The organism is Paenibacillus sp. J31R109 (assembly GCF_059692055.1).
The window spans coordinates 503,335-519,306 of record NZ_JCAUAR010000001.1 but is presented as its reverse complement, the minus strand read 5'-3'; the positions used below and the strand labels follow the sequence as shown (position 1 = coordinate 519,306).

12 protein-coding genes and 1 other annotated feature are annotated in these 15,972 nt (G+C 44.3%); of the genes, 4 read left to right on the top strand and 8 right to left on the bottom strand.

The window, feature by feature from the left end; genetic code table 11:
• Positions 1–5: 5 nt before the first annotated feature.
• Both AC58QT_RS02280 and AC58QT_RS02275 read right to left on the bottom strand, forming a co-directional pair.
• Positions 6–689, bottom strand: a complete 684-nt coding sequence (locus tag AC58QT_RS02280; RefSeq protein ID WP_497407524.1) for a TVP38/TMEM64 family protein — start codon at positions 687–689, stop codon at positions 6–8.
• A gap of 142 nt (positions 690–831) precedes the next feature.
• Positions 832–2,817, bottom strand: a complete 1,986-nt coding sequence (locus tag AC58QT_RS02275; protein ID WP_497407523.1) for a diguanylate cyclase — start codon at positions 2,815–2,817, stop codon at positions 832–834.
• 349 nt (positions 2,818–3,166) lie between these two features.
• Between AC58QT_RS02275 and rpsD the strand changes: the two genes are divergently transcribed.
• Complete coding sequence (gene rpsD, locus AC58QT_RS02270; RefSeq protein WP_310227218.1) at positions 3,167–3,766, top strand: 30S ribosomal protein S4; 600 nt, start codon at positions 3,167–3,169, stop codon at positions 3,764–3,766.
• Between the two features lie 53 nt (positions 3,767–3,819).
• Here the strand turns inward: rpsD and tyrS are convergent, their stop codons facing one another.
• Positions 3,820–5,079: a tyrosine--tRNA ligase gene (gene tyrS / locus AC58QT_RS02265; protein WP_310227216.1), complete on the bottom strand. Its 1,260-nt coding sequence runs from the start codon at positions 5,077–5,079 to the stop codon at positions 3,820–3,822.
• A 51-nt stretch (positions 5,080–5,130) separates the two neighbouring features.
• Positions 5,131–5,407, bottom strand: a binding site (T-box leader).
• 127 nt (positions 5,408–5,534) lie between these two features.
• On the opposite strand from tyrS, the gene AC58QT_RS02260 reads away from it, so the two are divergent.
• The gene (locus AC58QT_RS02260; RefSeq protein ID WP_497407522.1) at positions 5,535–8,672 is read left to right on the top strand and encodes a transglycosylase domain-containing protein; all 3,138 of its coding nucleotides are present in this window, start codon (positions 5,535–5,537) and stop codon (positions 8,670–8,672) included.
• Between the two features lie 103 nt (positions 8,673–8,775).
• Here the strand turns inward: AC58QT_RS02260 and acsA are convergent, their stop codons facing one another.
• The gene (gene acsA, locus AC58QT_RS02255) at positions 8,776–10,500 is read right to left on the bottom strand and encodes an acetate--CoA ligase (RefSeq protein ID WP_497407521.1); all 1,725 of its coding nucleotides are present in this window, start codon (positions 10,498–10,500) and stop codon (positions 8,776–8,778) included.
• Between the two features lie 221 nt (positions 10,501–10,721).
• Between acsA and AC58QT_RS02250 the strand changes: the two genes are divergently transcribed.
• Positions 10,722–11,360: a GNAT family N-acetyltransferase gene (locus AC58QT_RS02250; protein ID WP_497407520.1), complete on the top strand. Its 639-nt coding sequence runs from the start codon at positions 10,722–10,724 to the stop codon at positions 11,358–11,360.
• Between the two features lie 68 nt (positions 11,361–11,428).
• On the top strand, positions 11,429–12,616 hold the full coding sequence (locus tag AC58QT_RS02245) for an acetoin utilization protein AcuC (protein WP_497407519.1): 1,188 nt from the start codon (positions 11,429–11,431) through the stop codon (positions 12,614–12,616).
• 310 nt (positions 12,617–12,926) lie between these two features.
• On the opposite strand, the gene AC58QT_RS02240 is transcribed toward AC58QT_RS02245, so the two are convergent.
• The 4 genes from AC58QT_RS02240 to AC58QT_RS02225 all read right to left on the bottom strand — a co-directional run bounded on the left by AC58QT_RS02240 (position 12,927) and on the right by AC58QT_RS02225 (position 15,972).
• Positions 12,927–13,628: a 5'-methylthioadenosine/adenosylhomocysteine nucleosidase gene (locus tag AC58QT_RS02240; protein ID WP_497407518.1), complete on the bottom strand. Its 702-nt coding sequence runs from the start codon at positions 13,626–13,628 to the stop codon at positions 12,927–12,929.
• Positions 13,629–13,716: 88 nt separating this feature from the next.
• A complete protein-coding gene (gene ccpA, locus AC58QT_RS02235; RefSeq protein WP_310227204.1) occupies positions 13,717–14,718 on the bottom strand; it encodes a catabolite control protein A in 1,002 nt (333 codons plus the stop codon).
• 179 nt (positions 14,719–14,897) lie between these two features.
• Positions 14,898–15,305, bottom strand: coding sequence for a hypothetical protein (locus AC58QT_RS02230; protein ID WP_310227202.1), 408 nt, complete (start codon positions 15,303–15,305; stop codon positions 14,898–14,900).
• Between the two features lie 124 nt (positions 15,306–15,429).
• Positions 15,430–15,972, bottom strand: coding sequence for a type 1 glutamine amidotransferase domain-containing protein (locus AC58QT_RS02225; protein WP_497407517.1), 543 nt, complete (start codon positions 15,970–15,972; stop codon positions 15,430–15,432).

The following is a 15,972-nucleotide window of genomic DNA, read 5'->3' as shown; positions in this document are numbered from 1 at the left end:
GCCCTTTATTTCGTCTTCGGCGCTAGCGCTTTCTTCACACTATTTCCAAGAATTAATAGGAGAACTAGTATGCCCAACAATAAGAGCAGTCTCCCTTTATACTTCTGAAAATGAAATAAATCGTGCGCGATCATCGATTCTAAGAAAACAATTGGGAACTTCCCTAATAAAGTACCCCAAAGAAAATCACGAAATTTCATTCGCGTTAAACCCGCGGAGAAATTAACACCAGAAGAAGGCAATATCGGAATCAGACGCCCAATCAAGACATAGAAGAAGCCGTGTCTTTCCATTCGCTTACTGAATTGTGTAACCAACGGAAACCGCTCTAATTTCTTTTCTACCCAAGCATGTCCATAATAGCGAGCAAAATAAAAAGAAGCAATCGCACCTAAGCACGACATCACATAATTCACTAAAAACCCCATTTTGATCCCAAATATGGCAACGTTAGTACCCGCTACAAGAACGAACGGAATAAACGGAAAGAACGTTTGGAAGAAAATTAAGCTCATCCCAATTATTTTGCCAGGCCAGCCAAAGTCCCTTAAATGTCCAGACAATTCACGCAAGTTACTATGTGCAAGTTTGATGCCTACAGGATTATAGAAGAAGAAATAAATCAAGCCAACGAGCACAATAAAAATACAAATAATCAGTCCTGTACGTTTACTTTTAAATGCCGACAAAATTCGACCATCCTCCCTTAGACCAAATCATTGTAACATGTTACAACAGGTTCAGGAAGAGCAAACAAATGATCGTCATTCTACCCTTCACCTAGCTGCGCTAAAAAGAAAAATGCTCGTCCGAAGACAAGCATTGTAAGCGTCAACCGATTTGAATTTGATTGCGGCCGTTGTGCTTAGCCTGATAAAGTGCCATATCTGCTCGGTAAAAGAGAGATTCTACACTGATCTTATCTTCTTCCCAATTCCAATCCGAAACCCCGCAGGACACCGACACTTGAGGTTGCGTCTCTTCCATTACACGTCTACGAATACGCTCAGCAATCCGAATTGCCTGATCTTTAGATACTTGAGGCAAATAGACAGCCAGCTCTTCTCCGCCCCATCTCGCCGCGATATCCATCTCTCGTATACTCGACTTAATGATCTGACTGACATGAATGAGGATCTTATCACCAATTTGATGGCCATATGTGTCATTTACCTTCTTGAAGTTATCAACATCAACGATGATGAGTGATCCGCAGAAATCTTTCTTTTGCATCAAATTCGCTTGTTCATCCAAATAATGTCGAGCATGCAGCCCTGTCAAATTATCCGTAATCACCATACGCTTCACTTCGGCATGTAAGGAGGCGTTCGTCATCGCTAGCCCAATATGGCTGGATAACACCTGCAAAAGCTTATAATTATCGTACGAGAAAAAATTAGGCAAACGATGCACAACAAGGATTACTCCTTCAACGTTACCGTTTACAAGGATAGGAGAACCAATAAGTGAGCGCGAATTCGTGCGCTGCATCAAGCTTGAGCTTACCTTATCATTACTCCAATAGTCCGAAATAATAATCGGTTCCTTTGACGAATAAATGAGCCCTGAGAAACCTTGATCAAGCGTAAATGTCTCATGGAACATGGCAGGTAAGTTAGTGGCTTGAACAACGAGTTGGTCACTATCTTTGGAGTTTTGAAGAATACAACTATAATCAGCATCAAAGATGCTTAAAATTTCACTTGAAGCTGAATTGAAAATTTCATTTAGACGTAAACTTTGATTAAGTTGTTTTGTAATTTCATTAATGAGGCGAAGTTCGTTGATCATAAGATTCGACTGTTCGTATAGCTTCGCATTCTCAAAAGCGGTGCCCGCCGAGTCTGCCAACAGCGATATGAATTGCAAATCCGACGTATCGATCAATTGATCTGTGAACTCCATGTACAAAACGCCATACACGCCTTGTTTCCCCGACAATGGTGCCGCGATATTGCCTGAACCCGAAGCGCTGCCGCTTGTGGATGGTTCAAAAATGACTTGGCCCTCCATGAACGCCCGTGTTCGAATATCCGACTCTGTCCGTTGAAAATTTAAGGGTTTGACGGATACATTCGTAGAGTCATTATCCTGGGATAGGAGTAAATCAACACGCGTATTAGGATATACCCGACCCATGCAATCAATTACTTCAGTCAATACGGAGTGTACGTCATTCTTCGCAAGGAGCTTCTTCGAAGCTTCGAACAGAACCACGTGCTTCTTGGCTTCCAATTCCTTCATATGGTGAAGACTATTTAAACGATCGTATTGTCTACGTTCCTCTACATACAGTAAGGAACTTTGAAAAGAAAGTGCTAGACTATATAACAATTGTGTCAAATTTTCCATATTTAGAAGAGATTGGGTAAAAAGACCTAAATAGAAATGAATTTTCCTATAATTATCCAATACAGGTGTAACCGCAATAAAATGACCCGCAAGCTCGCCTATGTGACAGTCATCACCAGCTGACAACTGTAAATGACCTGCACTTTCACACCGAGCAAGTGGATTATCTCCACGAACTTCAGCACGCCAAGAAGTACCTGGCTGCAGATAGTTAACCATTGAAGGCATATCATTCGAGCACGAGTCGACCACGCAGAGCTGCTCATTTACGCATAACAGCGCCGTTTGCGAAGGAAGCATGATTGGACCGAACTGTTGATACCAGTTCTCAAATGCTTGATGTAAGTTGAAGGTTACCTGCAAACCCTCGTTAGAAAAGTTGCCAGAAAGTATAAAGCCTTGCCGAAGAAAAACATCAAAATGTTCTGCTCGACTATGCTTTTGTATACTGCGAAGTTCACTCATAGGCTCTCCTTCACTCACTAACAATAGTCCTCAAGTACCAAATTAAAACTGACTTTCTTCTATCATACTATTTTTTTTCATCTATTGCACGATATTTTCCTCTCTTTGGGATGATGAGAGACTTGACACTTGCCCCTGTTTTTAATAAAATTAGAAGTCGAGTAACACCATGATTTCGGTGAATGCCCAATGTGTCACCCTCACTGCTTTTGCTCCTGACAAGACAGCGGCTGAACTCTCTTGACAGGGAATCACATTATGATTCATTAGCAAAATCGGGCACATGACTTCACCCTGACATCTAGATGCTATTACTAAACTAATTGTCATGAGAAGGAGTTTTCCCTAAATGTCACGTTATACAGGACCTAAATTTAAACTAAGCCGCCGCGTTGGTATTTCCTTGAGCGGTAACGGAAAAGACTTGAAACGCCCATTCCCTCCAGGTCAACATGGCCCAGGACAACGTAAAAAAATGAGCGGTTACGGTGTACAATTGAACGAAAAGCAAAAACTTCGTCATATGTACGGTTTGAACGAAAAACAATTCCGCAACCTTTTCGACAAAGCTTCCAAGCTTAAAGGTATTGCCGGTGAAAACTTCATGGTATTGCTTGAAAGCCGCCTAGACAACTTAGTTTACCGTCTTGGTCTTTCCAATTCCCGTGCAGGTGCACGTCAACTCGTTGCTCATGGTCACGTAACTGTGAACGGCAAAAAAGTTGACATCGCTTCTTACATCGTATCCACTGGTGATGTAATTTCACTTCGTGAAAGAAGCAAAGGCCTTTCCACAGTGAAAGAAGCTCTTGCTAACCGTAACTACCTTCCTACTTACCTTGAGTTTAACGACGCAGGTCTAGAAGGTAAATACATCCGTTTACCAGAACGTTCCGAGCTTCCACAAGAAATTGACGAGAAACAAATCGTCGAGTTCTACAGCCGTTAATAAAAGCAACCCCCTTAGGGATTTCCCTAAGGGGGTTATTTTGTTGCCTGAACTTAAGCAAATTTCACAAGGAAGTAATTCTTTTTACCGCGGCGAATAATGAGATAAGAATCACCAAGTCGACCCAGTTGCTGCGTAGTCGCTTCAAGATCCGTCACCTTCACACCATTCACCGTAACAGCTCCACTTTCAATGTCTTGACGTGATTGGCGCTTGGACGGCGAAGCACCTACAGAAATGAGAAGGTCAATCAACGCAACATCTTCTTGCTCTAGCGTCGTTGAAGGTACATCCTTGAAAGCCTCTTCGATTTCTTTGCGCGATAGCGCTTGGATATCACCACTGAACAAAGCTGCTGTAATGTTAAGTGCACTCTCCAGCGCTTCTCCGCCATGTACCAACTTCGTAACTTCTCGTGCCAGCACTTTCTGAGCTTCTCTCTTCCCTGGCTCCGCTGCCACTTCAGCTTCAAGTCGTTCAATTTCTTCCTGGGATTCAAATGTAAAATACTTCAGGAACCGGATAACATCATTGTCCGCTGTCCCCAACCAAAATTGGTAGAACTGGTATGGTGATGTTTTGTTAGCATCCAGCCAAATAGCTCCGCCTTCTGTTTTACCAAACTTCTGCCCATCACTTTTCGTAACTAATGGCAAAGTCACACCGAAAGCACGACGATCACTTGATTTCCCAATTAGCTCAAGCCCTGCCGTAATATTCCCCCATTGGTCACTTCCACCAATTTGCACGGAACAATTTTTCGTTTCATTTAATTTCAAGAAATCATAGGATTGAAGGATCATGTAACTGAATTCTGTGAACGAAATCCCTTTCGTGATACGCGAGTCCACCGAATCCTTCGCCAACATGTAATTCACAGTAAAGTTCTTCCCTACATCTCGCAGGAATTCAATCACGTTCAAAGAACCTAACCAATCGTAATTGTTTACCAGTTCCGCACTATTTTCAATGTCCGTTGAGAAATCAAGGAAACGTGACAGTTGATCTTTAATACTTTGCGACCACGCTTCAACAACCTCAGGCCCATTCAAAGTACGCTCATTGGCTTTACCACTCGGATCACCAATAAGTCCTGTTCCACCACCAACCAACGCCAATGGAACATGCCCAGCAAGCTGGAAGCGTCTCAAGGTCAAAATCGGAAGCAAACTGCCGATATGCAAACTATCCGCTGTTGGATCAAAACCGCAATAGAGGACAACACGTTCTTCGCTTAGCTTTTTGTCCAAACCTTCTCTGTCTGTAATTTGATGCAGCAACCCGCGAAACTCTAAATCCTTCAGAATACTCATGTAAAACCATCCTTTGTTATAAAATGAAAAACAAAAAAAGCCTTCTAATCCCAAAGGGACGAGAAGACTTGACTCGCGGTACCACCCTAATTAAAATAGCAGCTGCGTACTTCTATGACATAAGTCGTAGACACGATGTGCTATTTTCACTCAACAACCGATAACGAGGTTTAATCGGTAAATACTACTTGTGCAGGCACATTCCTGCAGGTTCCCATTTACTGCTCAAGACCGTAATTCACTAACCTGCAGGTACCGATTCACACCAACCACCGGCTCTCTGAAAGCATCCACAAGCTACCTACTGCTGATCCATCGACGCATTTGTTCTTGTTATAACACAGGATTCCGATGCTTGTCAAACCTAGAACCGAAGCTTTCTCCCTTCAGCATTACCGCAAAAGGTGCAATTATGGTATACTATTAGGGTTCATGTAAGGAGGATATTGGAACTTATGCGCAATTTTTTCGCGAAATGGAATCGCCCCTGGGTTAGAACAACGTTAAAAGTAACAGGTATTACCTTAAAATGGGCCATCATCTGTGTCTTTTTGGCTGGCTTGTTAGGTGGATCCGCCGCTTTCGGATATGTCAGTGCACTTGTCAAGAAAGATCCTGTTCGTAGCGAAGAAGCGATCCGTCAGCAAATGCAAGAAAATGCGATCACGGGATTCGCCTATTTCAATGATGATGCTGTCATTGGCCAATTACGAACAGAAGAAGATCGTCGTCTTGCACAACTTGCCGATATCCCGCAAAACCTGCTAGACGCAGTCCTCGCCATTGAGGACAAGGATTTCTACAACCATCGCGGTATCGATTTTCGCGGACTCTACCGCGCGGTCACGCAAAAACTTCTTAATGAAGATGTGCAAACCGGTGGAAGTACAATCACGCAACAGCTAGCTAGACGTGTTTTCCTTACACTAGATCGCGATGACGGCCGTAAAGCAAGAGAGCTGCTGCTTGCACTTCGGATGGAACGCATCATGTCGAAGGACGAAATTTTACTTGCTTATCTCAACAAAATCCCTTATGGCAATGGAGCGACTGGCTATAACCTATATGGCATTAAAGCCGCTGCCAAAGGTCTGTTCAACATCGATGACTTAAACAAATTAAATATTGCACAAGCTGCTTATTTAGCAGGATTACCACAATCTCCATCGCAATACTCAGCATTTACAAGTAAGCCAACCTTCGATGAAGAAGGCTTCAAAAAAGCCGTGATACGCCAGCAACTCGTATTGAAACGAATGATGGAAGAAAACAAAATTACGAATGATCAATATCAAGATGCCTTGAAATTTGATCTCAAAGCTTCCATGCCCGCAGCAGCACAGAAGGCCTATACAACCTACCCTTATCTGATGATCGAGACCGAACAGGAAGCAGCCGAAATCTTATTGAAGATTCAACATCCTGAACTTGATTCGAAGACGAACCAAGCCGCATATAATGAAGCACTCAAAAACATACATACACAACTATTGCGCGGCGGGTATCAGATCTACACCACCATTGACAAAACAATCTATGACTCCATGCATGAAATTTCGAGCAATGATAAGAATTTCGCGCCAACGGATGAGAAAAAAGGCGGCATCGAACAAGTCGGCGCCATCATGCTCGATTCCAAAACCGGAGCCATTAAGGGCATGATTGAAGGCCGCGATTTCTTTGACGAGCAGCTGAATCATGCGACACAAGCCTATAGACAGCCTGGATCTACGATGAAGCCAATTGCGGCTTACATCCCTGCTCTCGAGAAAGGTGTCCTGCAGCCAGCTACGATTGTGGATGATATTCCTATTATTTTAAAAGATGGCGTGAAAGGCTTCCATTTACCAGAGAACTGGGATCATAAGTTCCATGGACTGATGACAGCTAGAAGAGCCTTGAATCAATCCTATAACATTCCAGCCATTGATGTGTTTCTTAATAAAGTGGGAATTACACAAGCATGGGACTTCGCTAAAAAGCTCGGTATTACTTCGTTAACCAAAGAAGACAATGCCGCACAGACAGGGGTTATTGGCGGTTTAAGTCGCGGGACCTCGGTCAAAGAATTAGCAGGTGCTTATGCCTCCATTCCGAACAAAGGCGTGTTCAACGCCCCGTACTTAATTCGTGAAATCAAAGATTCGAATGGCAAGACAATTTACGCACATGAACAGAAGCCGCAAACGGTATACTCACCGCAAAGTGCTTATCTCATTACAGATATGATGAAAACGGTCATCAGTAACGCTAGCCAAGGTACGGCTACTGATCTTATGAAAAAGTTTAAATCGTATGGCAAAATTGAAATCTCAGGAAAAACAGGTTCCACACAAGATGATGCCGATGCTTGGTTCATGGGCTTTACCCCTGATGTCACAGTCGGTGTCTGGATTGGGTATGATCAGCCGATTAATAAGCTATCATCCAAAACAGGGCAAACCAATCACGCCAAAGATATCTGGGCTCTCATTTTGAACAAAACCATCGAACAAAAACCAGAGTTATTCCCGAACAAAACGTTTGCAAAGCCTGATGGCATCGTTTCGGCAACGGTCTCCAGCTTATCTGGCATGCTGCCTAGTGAATTAACTACCGGCTCAGAGCATCTGGTCACCGATATTTTCAACAAAAAGTATTTGCCTACTCAAACAGATAATGTGATGGTTAAAATGAAAATCACATCGCTAAATGGGCTCAATTATGTCGCTCAAGAAACGACACCTGCTGATTTCGTATCAGAGAAAGTTGTGATTAAGCGCCAAAAATCGATCACGCAATTGTTAAAAGAAATCGAAGATGCGATGCAAAAGCTTCCCGAGAAAAGCAGAAAGCCTATCGATTTCTATAAGCCAACTGATTATGACGTAGATGCTCCTTCCGAAGTCGATCCAAGGGTTGACGACGGGAAAGTACCTCCTGCACCTCAGAACGTTGTGACAGTCAAATCCGGTGACACAGCGACAATTACGTTCCAACCTAACGCAGATGCAGATATCGTAGGTTATCGTATTTATCGTTCGGATAATCAAGGTAAGTTCCAGCTCATGGGTGGTAAAGTCGTGTTCGCTGGTGGTGAGGCGAAGTTTGTAGATCAACTTCAAACTGCTGCAATTACAGGATACTACGTGACAGCTATGGATGTAGCTGGCAAAGAGTCGCCACCAAGCCGTTCCTCTTATACGGACGGAAGCACCCTCGATTCCTTAATCCTTCCTGGAGTCGATAGCAATGGCAATCCTTTGAAAGATCTATCCTCGCCTTCGCCAGGACCAACGAATGGCGGAGCAGGCACAAGCACGGGCAAACCAACAGCTAAGGATGCTCCTGCTGCCCCAACGGGCATTAAGGCCAAGGCTGAAGAAGCTTCACTCGTCCTGACCTGGAAAGCCAATGAGGCCAAAGACAAGGTCAAACAATATGTCGTGTATTTTAGCGATAAAGAAAAAGGTACGTTCACGAAGCTAGGCACGGTTGAAAACGGCACTGAATTTCATTACTACGCAGCTGCTTTCAATGGGTTTTACAAAGTAACAGCCATTAATGAAGCTGGAGAATCTAAATTCTCAGCTACCATCGCTTATAACAAATAGCAAAAGAAGAACTTGACAGCCGTCAGGTTCTTCTTTTTTTCGCGTACACAAAAAGCTTCCTCCGAACCAAACTAGGCACGGAGGAAGCTTCCAATAAAACAAATTAATCTTCAATCGTTGACAGGTCACCTGTCGGTAGGTTTAACTCCCACGCTTTAAGAACACGACGCATGATTTTTCCACTGCGTGTTTTTGGAAGTTTGTCTTTGAATTCAATCTCGCGTGGTGCAGCATGCGCTGATAGGCCTTCCTTCACGAACTTAGAAATTTCTGCTTTTAGTTCGTCGGAAGGAACAAAACCTTCACGCAATGCGATAAATGCTTTAATGATTTCCCCACGCATAGGGTCTGGCTTCCCAATAACCCCTGCTTCTGCTACCGCTGGATGCTCAACAAGCTTACTTTCTACTTCGAATGGACCCACACGTTCGCCGGCTGTGTTAATAACGTCATCAACACGACCTTGGAACCAGAAGTAACCATCCTCGTCTTGATAAGCGGAGTCTCCAGAAACGTACCAGCCTGTCAAACGGAAATACTCTTCGTATTTGGCAGGATTGTTCCAAATTTTACGCATCATTGAAGGCCAAGATGTTTTGATAGCAAGGTTCCCCATCCGATTAGGAGGCAGAACGTTACCCGCATCATCAATAATAGCTGCATCAACACCTGGAATTGGACGTCCCATGGAACCTGGTTTAATCGTCATGGACGGATAATTACAGATTAACTGACCGCCTGTCTCTGTCATCCACCACGTATCGTGAATACGTTGGTTGTAGACCTTCATTCCCCATCTGACTACTTCTGGATTCAATGGCTCACCAACGCTCAATACGTGGCGAAGCGCTGACAAATCGTACGCAGCCGAAACATCGTCACCAGCCCCCATCAACATACGGAAAGCCGTTGGCGCACTGTACCAAACCGTTACTTTATATTTCTGAAGTGTATTGTACCAGTCCTGTGGACTGAAACGTCCTCCACGAATCACATTCGTTGCGCCGTTCAACCATGGGGCAAAAATGCCATAGGAAGTTCCTGTTACCCAACCTGGATCAGCCGTACACCAGTAGATATCATCTTCTTTAAGATCAAGAACAATTTGACCTGTATAATAGTGCTGAAGCATGGCATTTTGAACGTGGAATACGCCTTTCGGCTTTCCTGTCGATCCAGATGTATAATGAATAATTAAGCCATCTTCACGGTCCAACCATTCAATTTCAAGTTCTGTTGAAGCACTTGCCATTTCTTTATGATAATCAACTTGTCCTTCGCCAAGCTCAATGTTTTCCCCAACAAGGATTACATGCTTCAAATGAGGAAGCTCATCGTAAGGCACTCGTGAAAGTTGGCTAGGAGTCGTGATAATAGCAACAGCTTCGCTGTCTGCCAAACGATCTCTAACCGCGGTTTCCATGAACGCTTCAAAAAGCGGTCCAACTACAGCGCCTACTTTTAGCGATCCAAGTAAAGAATAATACAGTTCAGGTGTCCGCGGCATGAAAATGAACACTCTCTCGCCTTTGCCGATACCTAGATTTCTCAGGACATTACCAAATTGATTCGATCTCTCTTTCATTTGACCAAATGTAATGGCCTCGTCACGCGTGCTGTCGCTGTAATACAGGGCAATTTTATCCTTCTTCGCGCCTTCCGCATGGCGGTCAATGGCTTCATATGCCATATTCACTTTGCCTGTTTCGTACCAGGAAAAGTTTTTCTCGATGTCTGCCCAATTAAATGTCGCATGTGTTTCTTCGTAATTAGCCATGTTTGGATTAAGGGATACTGATTTAATGAGTTCATCTTTAGTTTGATCCATAAACGTAAAACCCTCCTCACGAAATAAACCGCTTTCACTTTACTGATGAATTCGAGCAAAATGTGATCGATTTTTGACATGTTCTATTATAACACACTCAGAATATTTCGCCTATGTTTAAGTTTTGCTATGATTTCAAACAAAAGTTTGGTATAAAAATACTATGAAACCTAGTAAAGGAAACGCCCATCATGCTGTTTTTTAGAAGGAGAGCCAAGGTTATGCAGCATATCAAAATTTATCACTCACAAAGCTTGCGCAGTGCTCCCGATCAACCTGAAATTATTATTGAGGGCCCCGTTCCACCTGAAAAACTGCAGGAACTTATCATGCACGAGAAGCTCGATGCTTTCCGTCGTCCCAAAGAACAGCTCGAAGCCCTTATTGAGATAGCCGGATTACCAGAAGGGCGGATCATTCTAGCAAGGGACGGATCTACGATTGTTGGTTACGTCACTTTCCATTATGCAGATGAAATTGAGCGATGGTCGCAAGGAAACATGAAAGATCTCATTGAACTCGGCGCCATTGAGGTTGCGGATGATTATAGATCGATTGGTTTAGGTAAAAAGATGATCCAACTCGCTTTTGAAGGCGAGCAAATGGAAAATGTCATCTGCTTCACAACAGAATATTATTGGCATTGGGATTTGGAAACGAGTAAATTAACAGTTTGGGAATATCGTCAAATGATGGAGAAGCTTATGAAAAGCGTCGATATGATTTGGTTCGCTACTGATGATCCTGAAATATGCTCACATCCCGCCAACTGTCTCATGGTTAGAATCGGGAAACAAGTACCGATCTCCTCGATCGAGCAATTCGATCGGGTGCGGTTTCAGCAGCGTTTTATGTATTAACTCAAGGAGATGTAAACAGCAGCAGTACTTCAAACGAAATTGTTAACCAATTCGGGGGAATTTGGAAAATGAATATGAAGTTTACGCATCCTGTGTTTATCTATGATGATCAAGAAATTCAGTACAAATTTAATGATACGCATCCCTTCAATCAGGACCGTCTCATTATGACAGTTGATCTGCTGCGTAAGTCTGGCGCGCTTCCAGACAATGCGGTACTCACGTCTCGCTCAGCGACGGATGCAGAACTCTTGCGGGTGCATTCAGCTACTTATATCGAGGCAGTGAAAGCACTAAGTGATCCTGCTCCAGAAGAACGATGGGTCCGGGAGGCAACTCGCTTTGGGCTCGACACCGACGATACACCATACTTCCCACAAATGCATGACATTACAGCAAAGGTCGTAGGCGGTTCTATCCTGGCTGTAGACCTCGTGATGTCTGGCCAAGCACCACATGCCTTACACTTAGGCGGCGGCCTCCATCACGCCCTGCAGAGCAAAGGTGCGGGCTTCTGCGTCTATAACGACGCATCTGCGGCAATCGCTTACGCCAAAGAGAAGTACGGCGCTAAGGTGCTCTACATCGACACGGACGTGCATCACGGCGATGGTGTGCAGTGGAGTTTCTACGCCGATCCACAGGTCGGCACGCTGTCCATTCATGAGACGGGGAAATATTTATTCCCCGGCACAGGGGCTGTGAATGAGCGCGGAGAAGGCGACGCCTTCGGGACTAGCGTGAACATCCCGGTGGAGCCCTACACCGAGGATGATTCCTGGCTGGAATGCTTCAGCGAGGTGTTGACCGAGCTGATCGCCCGCTTCCAGCCGGACGTCATTATCTCTCAGCATGGCTGCGATGCCCATGCTTTCGACCCGCTCGCGCATGTGCATTGCTCGATGCGCGTGTACAAGGCCATGCCCGAGCTTATCCATCGACTTGCGCACCAGTGGTGCGAAGGTCGGTGGGTCGCGCTCGGCGGCGGTGGGTACGACATCTGGCGTGTCGTACCGCGCGCTTGGAGCCTGCTCTGGCTCGTCATGAGCGAGCAGGCGGTCTTGAGTCAGCTGGAGGCGGAGCCCCAGCTGAGGCTGCCCCAGGCGTGGCTGGACGCCTGGCAGGGTAAGAGCCCCGTCCCACTCGTGGAGACGTGGCTCGACCCGGTTGAAGCCTGGGCGCCGATTCCAAGGCGCCAGGTGATCACCGAAAAGAATCGGCAAACGAAAGAATTAGCCATGATGTATTTGAAATAACACGTATATCATGAGCAACGGATGCTCCGTCCTCAGAAGCTAAAAAAAGATGCGCATACGCATCTTTTTTTGCTAAAGAAGTCACGGTCTATTAGGAAAGATGCGAATATGCATCTTGTTCCACCGCATTTATCCTTTTTAAGGGATTTCGGTAAAAAAGGATGTATTTTCGCAGTAATTCTTCGATAATCGCTCTAATCTCTTTGAAAAAGATGTATGTTTGCAGTTCTCTGCTCCTATCGAAATGCTTGAAAAAAAGCTCAGAACCCGCCATTCGGCGTTGCTCTGAGCTTTTTTCACTTACGGGAACTTACAGCTGCTTTACCATATCTTCAACCATTTTATACGAATTCTCCGAGGCAATCACCGTAAATTCCGCGAAATTCACATGTGCAGAGCCATCCGCTTTATCAGACATGGAGCGTAATACGACATATGGAATGCTGTTCATGGCACATACTTGAGCAACGGATGAACCTTCCATCTCGACACAAACCCCATTCAATTCTTGATAGAGGCTAGCAACAACATCTCTGCTTGCAATGAATTGATCACCGGAAAGCACTCTTCCTAGCTTCACTTTGCCTGCAAACAATTTCTCGCCAGATGCAACAGCAAGATCTACTAGCCTGCGATCAGCTGCATATACGGAATTCTCTGCATAAGGAATGACACCACGTGGAAATCCAAGTGCTGTTACGTCCATATCATGCTGAACGCATTCGGTCGAAATAACAAGATCTCCGATTTGCAAGTCAGGATCAAGCGCACCAGCTACGCCAGTAAAAATCACCGCCTCAACACCAAACTGGTCAATCAGGATTTGCGTAGTAACCGCAGCATTTACTTTACCCACACCTGTGCGACATACGACGACATTTTTGCCAAAATAAGAACCTTCACGGAACGTAATGCCGGCTTTCACCGTTTCTTTGATATCTGTCATGTGAGCAACGAGCAGCTCAATTTCTTCATTCATTGCGCCAATTAGGGCGATTTTATTCCAAGTCATATGTGTATCCTCTCTCTCTTCTACATGAGAAAACCTCTACCGCGCTGCTTCCAGAGTGGAAGCACACGATTAGAGGTTCATTTTTCATTTAAGCTTTAACCGAATGACGGTTAATAATTTCATGCGGCAAAATAACTTGCATATTATCTGTTGATTCTTTATTCATCAATTTGGTCAAAAGACGCATCGACACAGCTCCGATATCATACATCGGTTGAGCTACCGTCGTCAATGTCGGTCTTACCATGGATGCCATACGGATGTTATCCACACTGATTACGGCAATATCTTCAGGAACACGAAGACCATTATCTTGAATGGTATGTATGGCACCAATGGCCATTTCATCTGTTGCCGAGAAAATCGCGGAAGGTTTTGGCGAAAGTTCCAGGAAGTAGTTCACCGCATCCACGCTTGACTCATATCGATAATTACCAATGCGTACATACTCATCTCGCAATGGGATGCCAGCCGTTTCAAGTGCACGCTTATAGCCTTGATATCTAGCGAAACCATTCGCAGGATCCTGCAGCGTTCCTGAAATCATAGCAATGTCACGATGTCCTGCTTCAATCAGCACGTTCACAGCATCAAATGCTGCCGCCTCATGATCGATATCAACGGAAGCCATCGCTTGGTTCTCGTCCTTCGTTCCACATAGTACAACTGGTACAGACGAAGTGCGGAAAGCTTGAATATGCTCTTCCGTAACAACACCGCCCATGAAGAGCAGTCCGTCTACTTGTTTTTCGAGCAACGTATTGATAACACGAATTTCTTTCTCTTTCTTCTTGTCCGCATTACACAAAATAATATTGTAATGGTACATATTCGCAATATCCTCAATACCACGCGCTACTTCAGCAAAAATGGAATTGGAGATATCGGGAATTACTACACCGACAGTTGTTGTCTTCTTGCTTGCTAGACCTCTTGCTACCGCATTTGGGCGGTAACCTAATCGTTCAATGGCTTCAAAAACCTTCTTACGGGTTTGCGGCTTCACGTTGGGGTTATTGTTGACGACCCGAGAAACGGTTGCCATGGAAACGCCTGCTTCTCTCGCTACATCATAAATGGTTACGGTCACGGTTGCTCTCTCCACTCCACAAAGTATTCTGCGAACCTAGTATATTATCGTTATGATACGACAAATTAATCCATCTTGCAATGCAAAATGAAAATGCTTTGAAAAAAATTTCATTTTATTTTCAAAAGAGACACAAATAGAATAAAAGCCAACCTCGAATCGAGATTGGCCGCCATTTTTTAAGTAGAAATTGCGCTTTGAGTGATTTGTGATAACCGTTTACGAATTTCATCAGCCCAAGGTTCGTCGCCTAGCGATTGAGCTAGCAACAGGATGTCCAATAGCTCATTAATTCGTTCCTCAACAATTTTCTCCATCGAATCATTCATACGCTCTTTTTCTGTTACCTTCAATAGCAGAAAGGCAATCTCCGATACTTCATGAAAGAAGAATTGTTGCTTTTCTGGTTTACTTCCCAATCTGCCGATCAGACCGGTCAGTTCAGGTTTAACATGAGGCACAACCTCACTCCGTCCACAGGCCTCACAGGAATAGATAGGAACATTCTCAATATCTACTTTACTTTGATAAATAACCGTGCGCAGACGAAGGTTCATCGTGCGTCCGCACTTACAATACTTTTGCATTCTAACACTCCTTCACTGACAGGCGGCATGTACATTAGTTGCTTGTACTAAGTTATTCTACGATGCCTTCAGATTTCCTTCTGAATATCGCATAGTAGTTTTTGCCACCTTTGGAAACGGAGTCTTACTTTGCTTGTTGTTTACTGTAAGCGATAACTTCTTCTACGAAACGTTTAGAAAACGCTGGAAGATCTGGTGGTCTACGCCCAGAAATGATATTGCGATCAACAACCACTTCTTCATCGACCCATGTTGCGCTGGCATTTTCAATATCATCGCGAATTCCTGGTGTTGACGTCATTGTATAGCCATTCACGATTTTCGCTGAAATTAATACCCAGCCTGCATGACAAATTTGCGCAATAGGCTTCACATCCGCGTGAAACTCCTGTGTCAATCGAAGTACATCCGCATACCGACGAAGTTTATCAGGCGCCCAACCGCCTGGTACGTAAAGTCCGATGTAATCGGAAGATTTCACTTCATCGAAAGCATAATCCGTCGTAATTGGCACACCATATTTCCCGTGGTATACCGTTTTGGCTTTTGGACCAACGATATCTACAATGGCTCCTGCTTCGCGCAAACGATAGACCGGGTACCACATTTCTAAATCTTCAAATTCTTCATCTACAAACGCAAGCACCTTCAGGCCCGCTAGTTCCAT